Here is an 18,237-nt window from a genome sequence, read left to right as displayed (position 1 = left end):
CATCGGCAAACCAGTTGATCGACACGCCGCCCAGGCTGAAATCCACGTCCCGCACCCGGCTGAACGGCTTCATCCACCCCAAACGACAACCATGAACACCCCAAAAACCATCAGGGTCCGTGATGGAGCTTTCGTACATCTGCGCGTATGTCTCGGCGTCCACATGCGCATTCGCGCGCATCTCGGTCGACGGCGGATAGGTCTTTGCGGCTTTTACGGTGTCGGACATGAAGGCTCCTCCCTTGGGTCGTGGCTGTCAGGAGAAGTGGCACGCCGCCTGAACACCCCGTCCGGTCTTGCTCTCCTCCGGCATTGATCATAACGCCAATCGGACGGAAGGGAATAAGCCCAAAGGACAATAGCACCGCCTCGGATCTCTGCCGTTTGCGGCATCGTCAGAGCGGGGTTATCGGCGGCATGGCGTCTCCGAGGCCGTTCGGCGGCGGTGAGGAGGCCTGACGCGACCACCGAAGACGCGGCTCGGGGATGGTCCGGAGCGCGCCTGCGCTTTCTGGGCTTGGCAGGCCCGGTCCGCTTGGGTAGCTTTGCGCCAAGCGTACCCCATATAAGGTACGTCAAAAGGGAGAAACCACATGAACAGATATTTGTCCGGCGCCGCTGCCGCCGCCATCAGCTTTGCCTTTGTCTCGGAAGCTGCCGCAACCGAGTGGAATGTCTCGGTCTGGGGCAAGCGCCGTGCCTTCACGGAACATGTTGAAAAGCTGGCCGAACTCGTCTCGGAGAAGACGGGCGGCGAGTTCACCATGAACGTCAGCTATGGCGGGCTGTCGAAGAACCGCGAGAACCTCGACGGCATCTCCATCGGCGCCTTCGAGATGGCGCAGTTTTGTGCCGGGTATCACCCCGACAAGAACCGCGTGATCACCGTGCTCGAGCTGCCCTTCCTCGGGGTGGAGAACCTCGAGCAGGAGGTTGCCGTGTCCTCCGCGGTCTATGCCCACCCCGCAGCGACAGAAGAGATGGCGCAGTGGAACGCCAAGCTGCTGATGACCTCGCCGATGCCGCAGTACAACCTCGTCGGCACCGGTGAGCCGCGCGATGAGCTGGCCGAATTCGAAGGCATGCGCGTGCGCGCGACCGGCGGCCTTGGGGAGGCGTTCAAGGCCGTTGGCGCGGTGCCGACCTCGGTGACTGCCACCGAAGCCTATCAGGCGATGGAAGGCGGTGTCGTCGATACGGTCGCCTTTGCCCAGCACGCACATCTGAGCTTTGGCACCATCAACCAGGCCGACTGGTGGACCGCGAACCTGAACCCCGGCACCGTCAACTGCCCGGTGGTCGTGAACATCGATGCCTATGAGTCCCTGTCGGATGAGCATCGTGCGGCACTCGACAGCTCGGTGCCCGAGGCGATTGATCACTATCTGGCCAACTACGCCGAACTGCTCAAGCGCTGGGATGCGGTGCTCGAGGAAAAGGGCGTGACCAAGGTCGAGATCGACCCTGCGGTGATCGCGGAGTTCCGCTCGGCGGCGGCCGAGCCCGCCAAGGATGCGTGGATCGCCGAGATGGAGGCCCAGGGCCTGCCTGGGCAAGAGCTCTATGACCTCGTGGTCACGACGCTCGAAGAGGCCAAGGGCGGCAGCTAAGCCATCCGGGCCGCGCCCCACCGAGGCGCGGCCCCAACGATAACCACAAGGGGGCAGAGCGATGGCGGGATCTGCTGCGGTGCTCGAAGATTCCAGCCTGCTCAGCAGGTTGGACCGCACTCTTCTACCAATTGAGCGGTATTGCGCCCTGTTGAGCGGGCTGGCGATCTTTTCGCTGATGTTTCTCGCGGCCTATTCGGTCACGGGGCGCAAGTTCTTCGGCTCACCCCTGGCCGGCTATGTGGATTACATTGAGGCCGCGATGCCGATCATCGCGATCATGGGTATTTCCTACGTGCAGCGCGATGGCACCCATGTGCGCATGGACATGCTCGTCAGCGCCTTGCGCGGCCGGCTTCTGTGGTTCTTCGAACTCGTCTCCGTCCTGCTGATCCTGCTGCTGATCGTGGCGCTGACCTGGGGCGCGTGGGATCACTTTGACCGGTCGTTCGATTGTGCTCGGCCGCTCTGCAGCCGCGACAGTTCGATCGACATCGGGCTGCCGGTCTGGCCGTCGAAGCTGGTGGTGCCGATTGCCTTCGCGGTGCTGACGCTGCGGCTGTTACTGCAGGCCTGGGGCTATGGTCGCGCGCTGGTGCTTGGGCTGGAAAGTCCCGTGGCGGTGCCGCTCAATCTTTCGGTCGCCGAACAAGCGCGGCTCGAAGCCGAAGCGCTGGACGGGGCGGACTGATGGAGCCCATTGAGATTGGCCTATGGGTCAGCGGTGGCCTGCTCGTCTTCGTCGTCTTGGGCATGCGCGTGGCTTTCGCGGCGGGCCTTGCGGGGTTTGTTGGGCTGGTCTGGCTGCGCTGGAACGGCTTTGACTATGACCCGGAGCGGTTCTGGAAAGCGGTGGAGATCAGCGTCAAGATCGCGGGGCTCACCCCGCATTCGAAGGTGTCCGCGCAGGTTCTGAGCCTGATTCCGGTCTTTATTCTCATCGGCTATCTGGCCTATTACGCCAAGCTGACCACCGCGCTCTTCGTGGCGGCCAAGCGCTGGATCGCATGGGTGCCGGGTGGCCTCGCCGTCTCCACCGTCTTTGCAACCGCCGGATTCGCCGCGGTCTCCGGCGCCTCGGTGGCAACGGCTGCGGTCTTTGCCCGCATCGCCATCCCGGAGATGCTCAAGATCGGGTACAACAAGCAGTTTGCCGCCGGTGTCGTCGCCGCGGGCGGCACGCTTGCGTCGCTGATCCCGCCGTCCGCGATCCTCGTGATCTACGCCATCATCGTCGAGCAGGACGTGGGCAAGCTGCTTCTGGCCGGCTTCCTGCCGGGGATGTTCTCGGCGGTGGTCTACGCCACGCTGATCATCGGCATCGCGGTTCTGTTCAAGACCGTCGGCCCGCCTGTCGGCGGGTTTTCGTGGCGCGAGCGGTTTGAAGCGCTGCCACCGGCGCTGCCCATCGTGGCGGTGGTCGTGATCATCATCTTCTTTGTCTACAACCCCTTCGGCGAGGCCTGGGGCACGCCGACCGAGGGCGGCGCCATCGGAGCCTTCATCATCTTTCTGATGGCCCTCTACCGGGGCATGCGGTGGGGGCAGCTGAAAGACGCGCTGCTCGACACCGCGAAGCTCACCGTCATGATCTTCTCGATCATCTGGGGTGTGCTGATCTACGTGCGCTTTCTGGGGTTTGCGGAACTGCCCGAGGCCTTCGCCGACTGGATCACGTCGCTGTCGATGTCGCCGATGCTGATCCTCATCTGCATTCTTCTTGCCTATGCGGTGCTCGGGATGTTCATGGACGCCATCGGGATGCTGCTGTTGACGCTGCCGGTGGTCTATCCCGCGGTCATGGCGCTCAACGGTGGCGAGTTCGTGAGCGCGGCGGACAGTGCCTTCGGGATGTCCGGGCCGATGTGCGCGATCTGGTTCGGTATCCTGGTGGTGAAGATGGCCGAATTCTGTCTGATCACGCCGCCCATCGGTCTCAATTGCTTCGTGGTTGCCGGCGTGCGGGATGATCTCGCCGTTCAGGACGTGTTCAAGGGGGTCACGCCCTTCTTCGTCGCGGATGCTGTGACCATCGCACTTCTCGTGGCCTTCCCGGGGATCGTGCTGTTTTTGCCCACGTTGGCAGGCTAGGCGTCGTCCAGAATATCCAAGCCAGGGTTTTGGCCTTTCCCCGGCTGGCCTCAGACCTTGAGCGGGTCAGTAAGGCAGCCCCACGTAGTTTTCCGCCATCGCCTTCTGGGCAGCTGCATTGGTCCGCAGGAACTCAAGCTCCGCATGCTGCATGCGCAGGTCGAAGTTGGACTGATCGGGAAAGCGGTGCATGATGGACGAAAACCACCAGCTGAAGCGCTCGGTCTTCCAGACCCGGGCGAGCGCCTTTTCGGAGTACTGCCGAAGCCCCTCGTCGTCACCGTCGGCGTAGTAGCGCGACAGACCCTCGAAAAGGTAGTGCACATCGGATGCGGCGGTGTTCAGGCCCTTGGCGCCCGTTGGTGGGACGATGTGGGCGGCATCGCCGCAGAGAAACAGCCGCCCCCAGCGCATGGGTTCGGTGACAAAGGACCGCAGCGGGGCGATCGATTTCTCGATCGAGGGCCCGGTGACGAGGCTGTCGGCATAGCGGGCCGGGATGCGGCGCTTCAACTCGGTCCAGAAGGCGTCATCGCTCCAGTCTTCGGGCTTGTCGGCCATGCTGCACTGGATGTAGTAGCGCGACAAGTGCGGGTTGCGCATCGAACAGAGCGCAAAGCCGCGGTCCGAGTTGGCGTAGATCAACTCGTCGGCGACGGGGGGCGTTTCGCTGAGGATGCCGAGCCATCCGAACGGGTAGATCTTCTCGTACTCGCTGCGCACCGTCTCGGGAATCGCGGCGCGGCTGACCCCGTGAAACCCGTCGCAGCCGGCGATGAAGTCGCAGTCGATCCGCTGCGTCTTTCCATCCGCGCGGTAGGTCACATACGGTCGGTCACGATCCGCGTCGTGGATCGTCACCGCCTCCACCTCGAACGCGGTCCGACAGCCCGCAGCGTCGCGGGCATCGTAGAGGTCGCGGGTCACTTCGGTCTGGCCGTAGACCATCACCTGGGTCCCGGTATGCGCCTTGAAGTCGATGCGAAAGAGCGTGTCGTTGTACGAGATCAGCGTGCCGTGATGCGGATGCCCTTCGGCCTTCATGCGGGCGTCGATGCCGGCCTTGGCCATCAGCCCGACCATGCCTTGCTCCAGCACACCGGCGCGGATGCGGCCAAGCACATGCGCCCGGGTCTGCCGCTCCAGCACCACGGTGTCGATGCCTTTCGTGTAGAGGAGCTGGCCCAGCAAAAGGCCGGACGGGCCGCCGCCGATGATAACAACCTGTGTGCGCATGGGTCTCCCGGATCTTGCCCCGGCGCAGCATAATCCGACACGGTCTGGTGGCAATACAGAAGCGGGTCTCGCTCAGCCCGCCTTGCCGAGGCGCGCGTCCCTCTCGAAGAGGCGGTGCAGATCGTCGCGGCTCATCGGGCGCCCGAAGTAGAAGCCTTGGACCAAGTCGCACCGCTCCCGGCGCAGGAACGAGAGCTCATCCTCGACCTCGACACCCTCGGCAAGGACGGGGATCTTCAGCGCTGCCCCCAACAGCAGCGTGGCGCGCACGATGGCCGCGCGCTGATCGTCAAGATGCACGTTCTGCACAAAGCTGCGGTCGATCTTGATCTTGTCGAAGGGGAAGGTCTGAAGCGTCGCGAGGGAAGAGTAGCCGGTTCCGAAGTCATCCATCGCGATGCCGATGCCCATCTCCTTGAGGCGGTGCATCACCCGCAGCGTGTGGGCCTGATCGTCGATGATGCTGGCCTCGGTGACCTCGAGCTCCAGGCGCTCGGGCGGCAGCCGGCTCTCGAAGAGGATGTCGGACACATGTTCGAGAAAGGAGGGCTGGACGAGCTGCTGTGGTGCGACGTTGACCGCAATCTTGTAGGGCCTCGGCCAGGTCATGGCCTCGAAGCAGGCCGTGCGCAGCACCCATAGGCCGATCTCGCGGATCAGTCCCGATTCCTCGGCCGCGGGGATGAAGTCCGACGGGGACACGCGCCCCCGCGTGGGGTGGTTCCAGCGCAACAGCACCTCAAAGCCGATTGGCGCGAGAGACTGGATATCGTTTTGCAACTGATAGGCCAGTTCGAATTCGTCGTTGGCGATGGCCTGGCGCAGGTCGCTGATCAGCAGGATCTTGTCGCGGCTCTGCCGATCCATGTCGGCATTGTAGGGGCAAATGTGGCGCTCCGGTTCCATCTTCGCTCGGTACATCGCGAGATCGGACTTGTGCAGCAGATCGTGCAGCACGCGGCCGTCGTGAACGGTGGTCGCCGTGCCGATCGACGCACCGATCACCACCGAGGCGGCATCGGTCGTGATCGGTTCGACCACCGCGGCATGCAGGCGCTCGGCGAAGGCCGCGACCTGATCGGGGCGCCGGATGCCGCGCTTGATCGCCACGAATTCATCGCCGCCGGTGCGCGCCAGGAATTCATCGGGCTCCAGCGCGCTTGCGAACCGCCTGCCGACCGTCGCCAGAACCTGGTCGCCGGCGGAATGCCCATAGACGTCGTTCACCTCCTTGAACATGTTCAGGTCAATCGCCAGCACACCCAGCCGCTCCATCGCATCATTATCGAGCCGTGTGGACAGCTCGGTTATCTTCCGGTTGAGATGCATCCTGTTGGGCAGATCGGTCAGCGGGTCATGCAGGGCCGCCTGTTCGAGCTGGCCGCGCGCCTCTTCCTCGATGTTCGTCTCGATGCTGACCGCGGCGAAGCCGACCAGCAGCACCAGCGCCATGATACCGATGATAAGCAGGCTCAGGGTCTCGTCCGAGACCACCTGCCGCGGCACCGTGTAGAGCGGGCTGAGTTCGATCTCGATCGCGCTCATGCCGGTGAAATGCATCGCACAGATGGCCAGGACCATGAAGGCAGCCCCACCGAGCCAGCAGTAGGATGTCACCGGAAATGCCATTCTATGGTAGGCCGCAGCACCCAGCACCGCCCCCAGAAGCACGGAGACCGCCACCGCGGACTGATCCCAGAGGATGATCCCGGGCAGCAGGTAGGCGGACATGCCGATGTAGTGCATCGCAGAGACCGTGAGGCCGAAAATCGCCCCGGCCACGATGGTATAGACACCCTTCGGCGCAAAGCTCAGTACCGCATTGGCGGCGAGCAGCCCGAGCACGGCCACCAGCAGGGAGACGCCGGTGGCAACCGGCTCATAGCCGTGTTCGATCCCCGGCTCGTAGGCGAGCATCGCGACGAAATGGGTGGACCAGATCGTGGCCCCGCCGATCACGCTGGTCAGCGCAAGCTGGATCAGACGGCGCGGACCGGAGACCGCGAGCAACCTGCGGCCGAGCAGCACGGTCAGGCAGCTTCCAATCAGGCAGATGATCCCTGCAAGCACGACCAGGGCGTGATTGTGCTCGTGGGTGATGCACTCGATAAGACGATTCATCGGCGATGTGGCACTCGGCACGGGTTACAAAGGTCGAATTCACACCAAACGGGTAAATACTTTGATAGGGTGCATCCGGATAAGTCGCCGCATTTAAGTCGTATTTTTCGGACCTCAGGCGGCGCTGCCAGCCTCGTGGCGGGCCTTGCTGTCCGCAGGGGCCTCGGCGCGGTCGACCATGCCGTAATCGCGGATCACCCCGGCGATCCGCAGGCGGTAGTCCGAAAAGAGACCATCGCGCCCGGCGTCCTGGGCTGCGCGATGCGCGGCCAGCGTGCGCCAGCGCGCAACAGCGGCTTCGTCCTCGAAAAACGAGAGTGAGAGGAGCTTCTTCGGATCCGTCAGGCTCTGAAACCGTTCCACGGAAATGAACCCCTCGACCTCGTCCACCATCGGCCGCATCTTGGCCGCGACATCGAGATAGTCGTCCTTTCGACCGTCGGCGGGTTCAACTTCAAAAATCACTGCGATCACATCTGCTCTCCGTGTGGCGTGGATGCCAGCTTCAAAAGGTTCGGTCTTCGCTTAGCAGAAACCGCTACGACTGCGCGATGACGTCAGTCGCGCGGCTGCTCCGCAAGGCGGCTGCGGTCGGTCGCATTGGTCGCGCGGCGTGGACTCGAACAGGTGCCATGGGCGAGAGCCGATCATCGGGCATGCGGGGCGAAATGGCCAATCACATCCGCGCCACCGGGCGCAGGTCACTGATCACCGTCGCGGCCTTTGGCCCGTCGCTCGCTGAAGGCCTCGCGGTATCGCGCAGGCGTCACCCCCAGCCGCTTCTTGAAGGTGCTCGACAGATGCGCCTGGCTGGAGAAGCCGGTGGTCACCGCGATCTGCGCGATCCCGCGATCGGTATCCGACAGCAGGTCGCGCGCGCGGCAGAGGCGCCGGCCAATGATGTATTCCTGCGGCGATTCCCCCGCGGCACTCTGGAACGCGCGGGTGAAATGCGACCGACTCAGCCCCGCGGCCCTGGCGAGCTCTTCGACGACGAGCTTCTCGCCCAGATGGGCTTCGATGTGCTCCACGATGCGCCGCAGCGTGCTGGGCGAGATCGCCTCCTTGGTTCGGGTCCCGATGTTCGAACCCGCCAGCAGGCAGCCGATGCGCGCCAGAATACCGTCGGCGAGCGCTTCCAGGTACGTAGGCTCGACCAGGGGATCCCCCAGCAGCGAGCGCCGGATTTCCAGTTGCAGCGCGGTGAAGCCCGGATCGGAAAAGTCGGCGATCAACTCGGGGGCCCAGGGCCGCCCGCGCGCGGTCCGCTCGAACACCGAATTGGCGCGTGTTTCCTCGACCGCGATGCAGAGGAATTCGACCGGATCGGCCATGCGCGCGCGGATCGTGGTCTCAGGCGGAACGATGAAGGCCGAGCCTGCGGGCCAGGCCTGTTGGCGCACGGGCCCGTCCTTCACCGAGACATCTACCACTGCCCGGGCGTAGGGCGTGAAGATCAGATACTCTGGGATCCGGTAGGCGATTTCGAAATGCAGCGGCGGATGAAGGATGAACTTCAGCCCCGGCGCGCGTGCGACCCCGCCCCATTCGGGCAAATCGGCGGTGGGCGGGCCGCCGAAGGGCACCATGGAAAGCTCCGTCCGCGGCGGCATGAAGAAGCGCTGATCCTGGAGCGTGGGGCGCGATGTGTCTTCGGGTTTCATGAGGTCAATACTGGGGTCTCACCCGATCCCTCTCAAGCGCATGGCGTCCGGTTTTCGCACATCGTTGAAAAACTTGCCGCATTGTTGAAAGCGATCGCACATCGCTGCTCGCATATCACGCTTATCACGCAGATGGCGTTCAGGCGCGGGGCAGGGGCCCCTCATGCCTCTCCGCGATCCAATGCGCCAGTGCTGCATTCCAGTGGAACATCACAGCATCAACAGGAGACGTCCGATGACCACAGCGCCCGACCTTTTGACCCCAGAGAACTCGCAGTTGATCTTCATCGACCACCAGCCGCAGATGGCCTTCGGCGTGTCGTCCATCGACCGGCAGATCCTCAAGAACAACGTCGTGATGCTGGCGAAATCGGCAAAGCTCTTCGGTATTCCGACGACCATCACCACGGTCGAGACACAGTCCTTTTCGGGCTATGTCTACCCCGAATTGCTGGAGGTCTTTCCCGAAGACCCGATCCTCGAGCGCACATCGATGAACTCCTGGGACGACCAGAAGGTGCGAGATGCGCTGAGCGCCGCGGGGCCGGAGCGCAAGAACGTGCTGGTCTCGGGCCTCTGGACCGAGGTCTGCAACAACAGCTTTGCGTTCTCGGCCATGGCCGAAGGGGGCTACACCATCTTCATGGTGGCCGATGCCTCCGGTGGCACCTCGCTTGAGGCGCATGATTACGCGATGCAGCGGATGGTGCAGGCCGGGGTCGTGCCGATGACCACTCTGCAGACAATCCTCGAGTGGCAGCGCGACTGGGCGCGGCGCGACACCTACGACGATCTGATGGCGATCTTCAAGGAGCACGGCGGCGCTTACGGGATGGGCATCGACTATGCCTACACCCATGTTCACAAGGCCCCTGCGCGGGTTGCGGGCGGCCCGGTTCAGGATCCGGTGCCCGCCAGCTCGGGCCCCGTCGCGGCAGAATAGCCGCGCGTCGCTTTCGGCAGCGCACCACGCTGCCGATCCCAACCCCGAAGCCACAGCAGGGAGAAACCCCATGCCGATCCGCCGCCGAACCTTTGTTCAGGGCGCCGCCGCAAGCGCCGTGCTGCCCAACATCGGAGCCAAAGCCGCCCGGAGCCAGACCATGACCCAAACCCCCGACATGATTTTGCACAATGGGCGCGTCACCACGCTCGACCCCGCCACGCCGGAGGCTTCGGCGATTCTGATCCGGGACGGCCTCGTCGCCCAGGTCGGAGATGACGCGGAGATCATGCCGCAGGCAACCGAGGAGACGCAGGTGATCGATCTGGCCGGCCGGCGGGTGATCCCGGGGCTGAACGACAGCCATACACATCTGATCCGCGGCGGATTGAACTACAACATGGAGCTGCGGTGGGAAAATGTGCCCTCGCTCGCCGATGCGCTGCGAATGCTGCGCGAGCAGGCCGAGCGCACGCCGGCGCCGCAATGGGTGCGGGTGGTGGGCGGCTGGTCCGAGTTTCAGTTCGCCGAGCGCCGCATGCCGACGCTGGACGAGGTCAACGCCGCCGCGCCAGAGACGCCGGTTTTCATTCTGCACCTCTACGGCCGCGCTCTGCTGAACCGCGCGGCCCTGCAGGCGCTTGGCATCACGGCCGACACCCCCAACCCGCCGGGCGGCACGATCGAGCGTGGGCCGAACGGCGAACCGACGGGTCTGCTCCTGGCCACGCCCTCGGCCTTCATCCTCTATTCGACCTTGGCGCAAGGGCCGGCCCTGCCGGTGGACCAGCAGATCAACTCGACCCGGCACTACATGCGCGAGATGAACCGGCTCGGCATCACCTCGGTGATCGACGCGGGCGGCGGCGGGCAGAACTTCCCGCAGGACTACGACGTCATCCAGCGGCTGCACGATGACGATCAGTTGACTGTGCGCATCGCCTACAACCTCTTCGCGCAGACACCGGGAGAGGAGCTGAGCGACTACGAGCGCTGGATCGGCATGACCGAACCGGGTGCGGGCGACGCGATGCTGCGCATGAACGGGGCGGGCGAGAACCTCACCTGGTCGGCAGCGGACTTCGAGAATTTCCTCGAGCCGCGACCCAGCCCCGAGCCCACCATGGAAGCCGAACTGGAGGAGATCGTCGAGCTTCTTGCCACCAACGCATGGCCGTTTCGCATCCACGCGACCTATGATGAAACCATCGACCGCTTCCTTACGGTCTTCGAGCGGGTCAACGGGGGGACGCCGTTCCAGACGCGGTTCATCATCGATCACGCGGAGACGATCAGCGACCGCAATATCGAGCGGGTGAAAGCGCTGGGCGGTGGAATTGCGGTCCAGCATCGCATGGCGTTTCAGGGGGAATACTTCGTGGAGCGCTATGGCGCCCGCGCCGGTGAGGTCACGCCGCCCGTGTCCCGCATGCTGGAGATGGATCTGCCGGTCGGTCTCGGCACCGATGCAACCCGCGTGGCGTCCTATGACCCCTGGGTGGGGCTCTATTGGCTGACCAGCGGGCGCACGCTGGGTGGCCTGCGGCTCTATCCCGAAGCGCAGACGCTCGATCGGCAGACGGCCCTGCGGCTCTACACCCATGGCTCTGCCTGGTTCTCAGGCGAGCAGGATGTGAAAGGCACGCTGGCGCCGGGCCAATATGCCGATCTGGCAGTGCTCTCGGCCGACTACCTGTCGGTTCCGGCGGAGGAGATCCGGCAGATGTCGTCGGTTCTGACCGTGCTGGGTGGCCGGATCGTCTACGCAGCGGGGGACTACGCCGAGCTCGATCCACCCCTGCCGCCCGCCGCCCCTGACTGGAGCCCCGTCAACGCGCTGCCCAGCCCGGCGGAGCGGGCCGCCGCGGCCCAGCAGCCGGCGACGCAGTTTGCGCGCGCCTGTCACGACGGCTGTACCAGCGGCTGCGGCATGCATGGCCATAACCATCAGATCGCCTGGGCGACACCTCTGCCGATCCGCGAGGATGCCAAGCGTTCGTTCTGGGGTGCGCTCGGGTGTTCGTGCTTTGCGGTCTGACGCGGTCGGGAGAGGGGTCATGATCCGTGCCATTCGAACCGCGATTGCCCTGTGTCTGGCCGTGTCGATCTGGGTGTCGCTGGCGGCACCGGTGCTGGCGCAGGCGACACCCCGAGAGATCATCGCGGCCCTGCGTGAGGGCGGGCATGTGATCTATTTCCGCCACGCCGCGACCACCTGGTCCGGGGTTGATCGGGTGGACTGGCCGCGTGAGCGCCAGCGCCTCTTGTCGGAAGAGGGCATCGCTGACAGCCGCCGGATCGGCAATGCCTTTCGGCGCGCGGCCATTCCGGTGGGCGAGGTCATGGCAAGCCCCTTCGCCCGCTGCCGCGACATGGCCGAGATCGCCTTTGGCCGCGTCAGCGAGCGCGCGGAACTGCTGGGTCTGCTGTCGGATGACGCAGGCCATCCCGCGCGCATCGCCTTTCTGCAAGAGCAGCTCTCGGCCCCCTCACCGGATGGGCGCAACCGAATTCTCGTTTCGCATCGGTCGAACATCGCGCAGGTTGCCGGTGTCAGCCTCGGCGAAGGCGATGCGGTGATCCTGGTGCCGCGCGGGGCGGCAGGGTTCGAGATCCTCGGCGTCATGCAACCGCAGGACTGGGACGCATCATGACCGACCGTACCTCAGCCGAGAGCGCCGCTGCGCAACCGACCTCCCCCTGGGCGCCGTTCGGCCACACACCCTTCGCGGTGCTGTGGGTCGCCACCGTGGTCTCGAATGTGGGCACCTGGATGAACGATGTCGGCGCGGGGTGGCTCATGACCGAGCTCTCGCCGTCGCCTCTGGTGGTCGCCGGCGTTCAAGCGGCGACGACGCTGCCGGTCTTTCTCTTTGCGCTGCTGGCCGGTGCGGTGGCGGATATCGTGGACCGGCGCAGGATGCTGCTGGTGGTCAATGGCCTTACCTTCATCGTCGTCAGCGCTCTGGCCGCCTTGGTGGCTCTGGACGCGATGACGCCGGGCCTCCTGCTTGTCTTCACCTTTCTGATCGGAACAGGTGCGGCCTTTCTGGCGCCAGCCTGGCAGGCGATTGTGCCGAAGCTCGTGCCGCGCGAGGCCCTGGGGTCGGCCATCGCGCTGAATTCGATGGGGATCAACGTCAGCCGGGCCATCGGGCCTGCACTTGCCGGGTTTCTCATCGTCACCGTCGGGCTGTGGTCGCCCTTTGCCGTGAATGCCGCCAGCTTTCTCGCCATCCTTGCCGCGCTCTGGTGGTGGAGACCACCGCCCGAACCGGCGCGCAGGTTGCCGCGAGAACACGTGGGCGGCGCAATCATCGCGGGGCTGCGTTATGCCGCCAACAGTGGGCCATTGCGGGCGACACTGCTGCGCGCGGCGGCCTTCTTCGCCTTTGCCAGCGCCTATTGGGCGATGTTGCCGCTGATCGCGCGGCAGGTGCTCGACGGGGGCCCGACGCTCTATGGGATGCTGCTGGCGTCGGTCGGCGCGGGTGCGGTCGCCGGCGCCTTGATCCTGCCCGCGCTGCGCAAGCGGCTTGGTCCGGACCTGACGGTGGGGGTGGGAACGCTCGGCACAGCGCTGGTGCTGTTGGCCTTCGCCGTGGTCCCGAACCCGGTGATCGCTGTCGGCGCATCCGGTCTGGCAGGGATAAGTTGGATCGCCGTGCTGTCCTCGCTGCATGTTTCGGCGCAGACGGCGCTGCCCGATTGGGTCCGCGCGCGAGGCCTCTCGATCTTTCTGACCGTGTTCTTCGGCGCGATGTCCGGCGGCAGCCTGATCTGGGGGCAGGTGGCAAACCTCTGGGGCATACCCGTGGCGCTTGTGGTCGCGGCGGCGGGCGCGCTCCTGCTGATTCCGGCCACCTGGCATGCCAAGCTCGGCCAAGGCGAGGCGCTTGACCTCGCGCCTTCGGGCCATTGGCCTGAACCGGCGGTCACGCTGCCACATCCCGACGACCGTGGGCCGGTGATGATCCAGATCCGCTATGAAATCGCCGAAGAGGACCAGAAGAGCTTTCGGCGTCTGATGGGCGATCTGGCCCGGGCCCGGCGTCGTGGCGGCGCCTATGGCTGGACGTTGATGCAGGACGCCGAGGAGCCGGAGCGCTTCGTCGAGACCTGGTTCGAGACCTCCTGGATCAACCATCTGCGGCACCATGAGCGCGTCAGCCGCGCGGATCGGGACATCCAGGCCGAGGTGCAGGCGTTGCATCGCGGTGCCGGCGCCCCGGCGGCGCGTCACTTTCTTGCGCTGCATTCCAAGCAGGACGTGAGCTGATCACCTTCTCGCCCCGGGGATCCGCAGGCGATCTGACGCGGGAGCACCCGGCCGGCTGGATCTCGACAATCCTCTTTCCCGCGATGCTCTACACCTTCTTTGGCGCGCAAAGCGGAGGCGGAGCATGGGCGACTTCGGCCATGGCCTCTTTCTGTGTCCGTGCCGTTCTGGCTGTTGGGTTTTTCCGTTCGGAGTGAGCATCGCGCGGGACCGTGAAAGCTCGTTCGAGAGATGGCACCGCAGTTTGCCCGGTTGTGTTGCACAGCAATGGGCGGCGCGGCTCATCGCCGCGCCGATCTTCGTCACCCTGTCGGTCGCCCTTGTTATCGTGATGGCGCCTCAACAGAACGGGATCCACTTGGATGCCACCGCCTGGGCGCCGTTGGGGTCTGTGCGTTTTGCATCGGTTGTTCCCGCAACCCCGATGGGGCTGGGCTACTCGGCGGTGCTCACGCCGTCCGGCCGGCTCTTGCGCCGCTCGCTCCGCTTATGCGGAGGATCGCCCGGCGCGCGTCGTGGCCCAATTCGCGCTCGGCCACAGCTGCCGGCTGGTGAGCTGCCCCCTGTCCGGATGGCTGATGACGCGGGTTGGGCCGCTTGCCGCACGCGGCTGCCTGGCCGCGCTGGCAGGCGCTGGTGTTCTGGCGGCCGTGCGCCTCTGGCCAAAAGAAGACCCCGAGGTGCTCGAGCACACGCACGACACTCTGCCGCTCGATCATCGGCACCGTAAGCGCGAGCGTCGGCACGCGCATCCCGTCGTCCTGGATGATCGTCATCCGTATTGGAGAGCGTAGCTGTGAGCTCAGATTCAGCGGGCGAGACCCGCATCTCGCCGCTGGGCTGGAGCGCGGCGCGTCAAAGGTGCCGCTGGAACGTGTCCGTGCCGCCGCCGCGCAGGATCAGCATCGTCGCGAAGGCCTCCCGCTCATCGCCCATCTCCATGCCCGGAGAGCCGATCGGCATGCCCAGGACCGCGAGGCCGAGCGCGTCCGGCCGTTCGGCGAGCAGGCGCGTGACATCGCTGGCCGGCACGTGGCCCTCGATCACGTAGCCCGCGACAAAGGCCGTGTGGCAAGAGGCCAGTTCCGGCGTGATACCGGTCTGAGCCTTGAGCGCGTAGAGCGTATCCTGATCGACGTCCCGGGTGTCCACCGCAAAGCCGGCCCGCGCCATGTGCTCGACCCAGGCAGAGCAGCACCCGCAGGTCGGAGATTTGTAGACGTCGATGCGCGGCGATGCCGCCCGACCGGGGCGAGCCACGATCAGCGCCCCAAGCGCTGTTGTGATAAAGTGTCGGCGGTTCATCTCGTCTCTCCCTTAGTTCTCGTGGTTCTGCGCCGGGACTAGTCAGGCCACGCGCAGCCAGGTCATCATGCCGCCCGCCGAATGCTCAAGCATGTGGCAATGCAAAAGCCAGTCACCGGGGTTCTCGGCCACAAAGGCGATCTCGGCTGTCTCGCCGCGCACCATCAGAAGGGTGTCGCGCAAGGGGCCTGCCGCACCCTCCGAGCTGATCTGCCTGAAATGGTGGCCGTGCAGGTGCATGGCATGCGGCCAGGCGGTGTCGTTCGTGATGGCGATGCGGATCGTCTCTCCCCGGTCCGCCTCGATCAGCGGCGTCGCTGCCATATCCGCCATGCCGCCCATGGCCCAGACCTTGCCGGCCGCCGCCATCTCGCGCGGGCGGGTCATCTGGCCCCCCATCATGGCGCCCCGCATGCCGCCCATGGCGCCGCCCTCCATCAGAAGCTCCGCGCGCCGGGCTTGTGCGAGCGGCCCGAGCGCGGCCACCGGGTTCGGCGGCAGCCGAGCCGGGTCCGGGAGCCGTTCGCCCCGGGCTGTGCCGACTACCGGAAAGCCCGCGATGACATAGCCGCCGTCGCGTTCGAAGCTGATGAGCAGACCCTCTCCGCCGTCCTCGGCGGTAACATCGACGATCAGGTCGGCACGTTGGGCGGGGGCGAGCGCCAGACGCTCAAGCCGCTGCGGCGTCTCGAGCGGCATGCCGTCGAGCGCAACGATCCAGCCATCGAGCCCGCGGGTCTCCAGCGAGAAAATCCGCGCATTTGCGGTGTTCACCAGCCTCAGACGCAGCCGCTCGTGGCGCTGCACCTCGCGCGACCAGGCCCCATCTCCGTTCACGGTGATCCAGTTGCCGATCCGCCCGGCATGCGACCAGTCGTGCAGATTGCCGAAATCATCTGCGATCTGCGCCTCATCGGTCAGGCGCCAGTCGTCGAGGAGCAACACCTCATCGACATCGACCTGGGGCGCCGCTTCGGCTTCCTCGATGACGAGCGCACCGTAGAGCCCGCGCGCCATCTGCTCCCAGCTGCGGTTGTGTGGGTGATACCAGTAGGTGCCGGCGTCGGGGGCTGTGAAATCGTAAAGGAAGTCGGCACCCGGTTCGACCACCTGCTGGGTCAGCCCGGGCACGCCGTCCATCGCGTTTTCGAGCCGAACCCCGTGCCAGTGCACGCTTGACGCCTGCGGCAATTTGTTCACGAAGCGTCGTGAGACCCGTTCGCCCTGGGGCAGTCGGATGGTCGCGCCTGGCACCGCGCCGCCATAGGCCCAGACCTCCGTTTCCGGATAGTCGGCTGGCGCAAGGCGGACCCGCCCGGGGCGCGCCACCAGATCTGCTGCCGTCTCGGCCCAGCCAAGCCGTGGGACGCACAGGCTCGCTGCGCTGCCGAGGAGCGCGTGGTGGAACTGGCGGCGGGTCACGAGGGCCATGAGAGATCTCCTGAAACATGTATGGCAGAGTCGTGCGTCGGTGTCGTCTGCGATGCGCTGCGCGCCTGTTCAGAAGGCGGCGATGTCAGCGTCGTGAGGGCCGCGGTCGTTGCCAGAACCGCCAAGACGAGGACGCTTTCCATCCCGATGGATCGCCGGAGGCGACGCGCAGCGTCGGGTGCCGCGGCTTGCAACGCCGGTGTCAGCCGTGTCTTGTTCAGCCCCGCCAGGGCGAGCACGCCCGCAAAGAGCCCGAGCTTGATCAGGAACGCCTGGCCATAGGGCGTGGCAAGGGCCGCCGGCGTCGCGGCACCCAGCAGGACAAGCGTCAGGGCCCCCGCCGCCACAAGCGTCGCCACGACCCAGAGCGCCTTCGCTCCGAATTCATGTACGAGCGCGCCGGCTACTGCGGGGGGGTCGCAGCGGACCGCGCGCGTAAGCGGCGCGAAAGCGCCGATCCAGAAGGCCAGCCCGATGGCATGAACCGTCACCAGCGCCCCAAGCAGGAGCCGGGGCTCGCCGAGCGTATGGCCACGGAGAGCGAAGGAGGCGCAGGTCACCAGAGCCCCCGCAAGCGCCACCCACCGTGCGCCCCGGCCCGGCAGGAAGACGGCGAGAATAAGGGCAAGGCCGCCAAGCCTGACGATCACACTCGCCCCCAAGGGGCTCTCGGCCACGATCCGGAGCATCATCGGGTCGACTGCGCCCTCGACCGTTCCGCCCATCAGGAAGCTCGCCCGAAGTGGAATGCGCAGCAGGCTCAGCCCCGCGGCCGCCAGGGCTGCAACAGCCGCTATCCGGCGCAGCGATGAACGGCCCTGCTCGGTCAGCGCGCCGAGCGTCAGATAGATAACGACGCTTCCCGCCGCGACGAGGGTCGCGAGATAAGCGACCGTTTTCACCAGAATGGCGAGCCAGATCTGAGCGTCAGCCGAGGCAAGCGCAGAGATCATGCCGCCGTCACTCCACGATCCGGAAGGAAAAACTGCCGTCCATCGGATGGCCGTCGCTTGCCAGCCCGCGCCATTCGATGGTGTATGCGCCGGGGCCCATCTCGGCCGGCGCCGCCTCGAATTCCGTGAGCGGTGCCATGCCGTCGGTGCGTGTCAGCTCAACTTCAGCGCCGTCGCTCGTCACCAGCCGGATCAGCGTCAGGCGCATTGGTTGATCGAAGGTCATCGCAATGACCGACGGTGCGGCATCCAAGACGGCGCCATCCGCCGGCATCGTCGACTCCTTCTTGGAGTGCGCCAGTGCTGCGCCGGAGCCGGCGATAATGCACCCTGCAAGGCAGGCCGCGAGGAGCTGATTACCAGCGGTCATGATCGTCCCTTTCCATTGCCAATGCCTGCGCATCAACATCTGTGTATGTATGCGATACGACGTCCAGCAACTGGAAGGTCAATACCGGATTGTGCGTCGACCCTAGCGCCATCGGATCGGCGGCGCCATTGCGGCGGACGGAGATGACCGGCGCCCGAGACCAACCTGATCACCGGCGGCCGGGCCTTGAGGCGGAGGCGAAACGCGGCACGGGGGCGGGAGCAAGGAATTGTA

17 protein-coding genes are annotated in these 18,237 nt (G+C 65.5%); 8 read left to right on the top strand and 9 right to left on the bottom strand.

All coding sequences use genetic code 11. The annotated features are described in order from the left end of the window. A partial coding sequence (locus MUB52_RS18855) for an acetyl-coenzyme A synthetase N-terminal domain-containing protein (RefSeq protein ID WP_318527443.1) occupies positions 1–229 on the bottom strand: 229 nt, incomplete at its 3' end. A gap of 364 nt (positions 230–593) precedes the next feature. On the opposite strand from MUB52_RS18855, the gene MUB52_RS18850 reads away from it, so the two are divergent. From MUB52_RS18850 to MUB52_RS18840, 3 genes are all read left to right on the top strand, one after another. Further along, positions 594–1,610, top strand: coding sequence for a C4-dicarboxylate TRAP transporter substrate-binding protein (locus MUB52_RS18850; RefSeq protein ID WP_263845707.1), 1,017 nt, complete (start codon positions 594–596; stop codon positions 1,608–1,610). 61 nt (positions 1,611–1,671) lie between these two features. Next, a complete protein-coding gene (locus tag MUB52_RS18845; protein WP_263845706.1) occupies positions 1,672–2,301 on the top strand; it encodes a TRAP transporter small permease subunit in 630 nt (209 codons plus the stop codon). Then, positions 2,301–3,701, top strand: a complete 1,401-nt coding sequence (locus MUB52_RS18840) for a TRAP transporter large permease (RefSeq protein ID WP_263845705.1) — start codon at positions 2,301–2,303, stop codon at positions 3,699–3,701. Before MUB52_RS18845 ends, MUB52_RS18840 begins: the two co-directional genes overlap by 1 nt. 66 nt (positions 3,702–3,767) lie before the next feature. Here the strand turns inward: MUB52_RS18840 and pobA are convergent, their stop codons facing one another. From pobA to MUB52_RS18820, 4 genes are all read right to left on the bottom strand, one after another. Further along, a complete protein-coding gene (pobA, locus tag MUB52_RS18835; protein ID WP_263845704.1) occupies positions 3,768–4,937 on the bottom strand; it encodes a 4-hydroxybenzoate 3-monooxygenase in 1,170 nt (389 codons plus the stop codon). 72 nt (positions 4,938–5,009) lie between these two features. Continuing rightward, positions 5,010–7,058, bottom strand: a complete 2,049-nt coding sequence (locus MUB52_RS18830; RefSeq protein ID WP_263845703.1) for a putative bifunctional diguanylate cyclase/phosphodiesterase — start codon at positions 7,056–7,058, stop codon at positions 5,010–5,012. A 114-nt stretch (positions 7,059–7,172) separates the two neighbouring features. Beyond that, positions 7,173–7,532 carry an antibiotic biosynthesis monooxygenase family protein gene (locus MUB52_RS18825; protein WP_263845702.1) on the bottom strand — a complete coding sequence of 120 codons (360 nt, stop codon included), beginning with the start codon at positions 7,530–7,532 and terminating at the stop codon, positions 7,173–7,175. A gap of 227 nt (positions 7,533–7,759) precedes the next feature. After that, a complete protein-coding gene (locus MUB52_RS18820) occupies positions 7,760–8,722 on the bottom strand; it encodes an AraC family transcriptional regulator (RefSeq protein ID WP_263845701.1) in 963 nt (320 codons plus the stop codon). 235 nt (positions 8,723–8,957) lie between these two features. On the opposite strand from MUB52_RS18820, the gene MUB52_RS18815 reads away from it, so the two are divergent. From MUB52_RS18815 to MUB52_RS18790, 5 genes are all read left to right on the top strand, one after another. Next, positions 8,958–9,665, top strand: a complete 708-nt coding sequence (locus tag MUB52_RS18815; protein ID WP_263845700.1) for a hydrolase — start codon at positions 8,958–8,960, stop codon at positions 9,663–9,665. A gap of 70 nt (positions 9,666–9,735) precedes the next feature. Further along, complete coding sequence (locus MUB52_RS18810; protein ID WP_263845699.1) at positions 9,736–11,703, top strand: amidohydrolase; 1,968 nt, start codon at positions 9,736–9,738, stop codon at positions 11,701–11,703. A 19-nt stretch (positions 11,704–11,722) separates the two neighbouring features. Continuing rightward, positions 11,723–12,319: a histidine phosphatase family protein gene (locus MUB52_RS18805; protein WP_263845698.1), complete on the top strand. Its 597-nt coding sequence runs from the start codon at positions 11,723–11,725 to the stop codon at positions 12,317–12,319. After that, positions 12,316–13,944, top strand: coding sequence for an MFS transporter (locus MUB52_RS18800; protein ID WP_263845697.1), 1,629 nt, complete (start codon positions 12,316–12,318; stop codon positions 13,942–13,944). The genes MUB52_RS18805 and MUB52_RS18800 overlap by 4 nt, the downstream gene beginning before the upstream one ends. Positions 13,945–14,522: 578 nt before the next feature. After that, positions 14,523–14,738 carry a hypothetical protein gene (locus MUB52_RS18790; RefSeq protein WP_263845709.1) on the top strand — a complete coding sequence of 72 codons (216 nt, stop codon included), beginning with the start codon at positions 14,523–14,525 and terminating at the stop codon, positions 14,736–14,738. 61 nt (positions 14,739–14,799) lie between these two features. On the opposite strand, the gene MUB52_RS18785 is transcribed toward MUB52_RS18790, so the two are convergent. The 4 genes from MUB52_RS18785 to MUB52_RS18770 are packed head-to-tail and all read right to left on the bottom strand — an operon-like array spanning position 14,800 to position 18,003. After that, a complete protein-coding gene (locus MUB52_RS18785) occupies positions 14,800–15,249 on the bottom strand; it encodes a DUF411 domain-containing protein (protein WP_263845696.1) in 450 nt (149 codons plus the stop codon). Positions 15,250–15,291: 42 nt separating this feature from the next. Then, positions 15,292–16,680: a multicopper oxidase family protein gene (locus tag MUB52_RS18780; protein ID WP_263845695.1), complete on the bottom strand. Its 1,389-nt coding sequence runs from the start codon at positions 16,678–16,680 to the stop codon at positions 15,292–15,294. Continuing rightward, positions 16,668–17,633 carry a copper resistance D family protein gene (locus MUB52_RS18775; protein ID WP_263845694.1) on the bottom strand — a complete coding sequence of 322 codons (966 nt, stop codon included), beginning with the start codon at positions 17,631–17,633 and terminating at the stop codon, positions 16,668–16,670. Before MUB52_RS18775 ends, MUB52_RS18780 begins: the two co-directional genes overlap by 13 nt. A 7-nt stretch (positions 17,634–17,640) precedes the next feature. Beyond that, positions 17,641–18,003 (bottom strand): copper resistance CopC family protein, encoded by a 363-nt coding sequence (locus MUB52_RS18770; RefSeq protein ID WP_263845693.1) that lies wholly within the window; start codon positions 18,001–18,003, stop codon positions 17,641–17,643. Positions 18,004–18,237 lie beyond the last annotated feature (234 nt).

Source organism: Roseobacter sinensis (assembly GCF_025755255.1).
GTDB classification, from domain to species: Bacteria; Pseudomonadota; Alphaproteobacteria; order Rhodobacterales; family Rhodobacteraceae; genus Roseobacter; species Roseobacter sinensis.
This window is presented reverse-complemented; position numbering and strand designations above follow the sequence as displayed.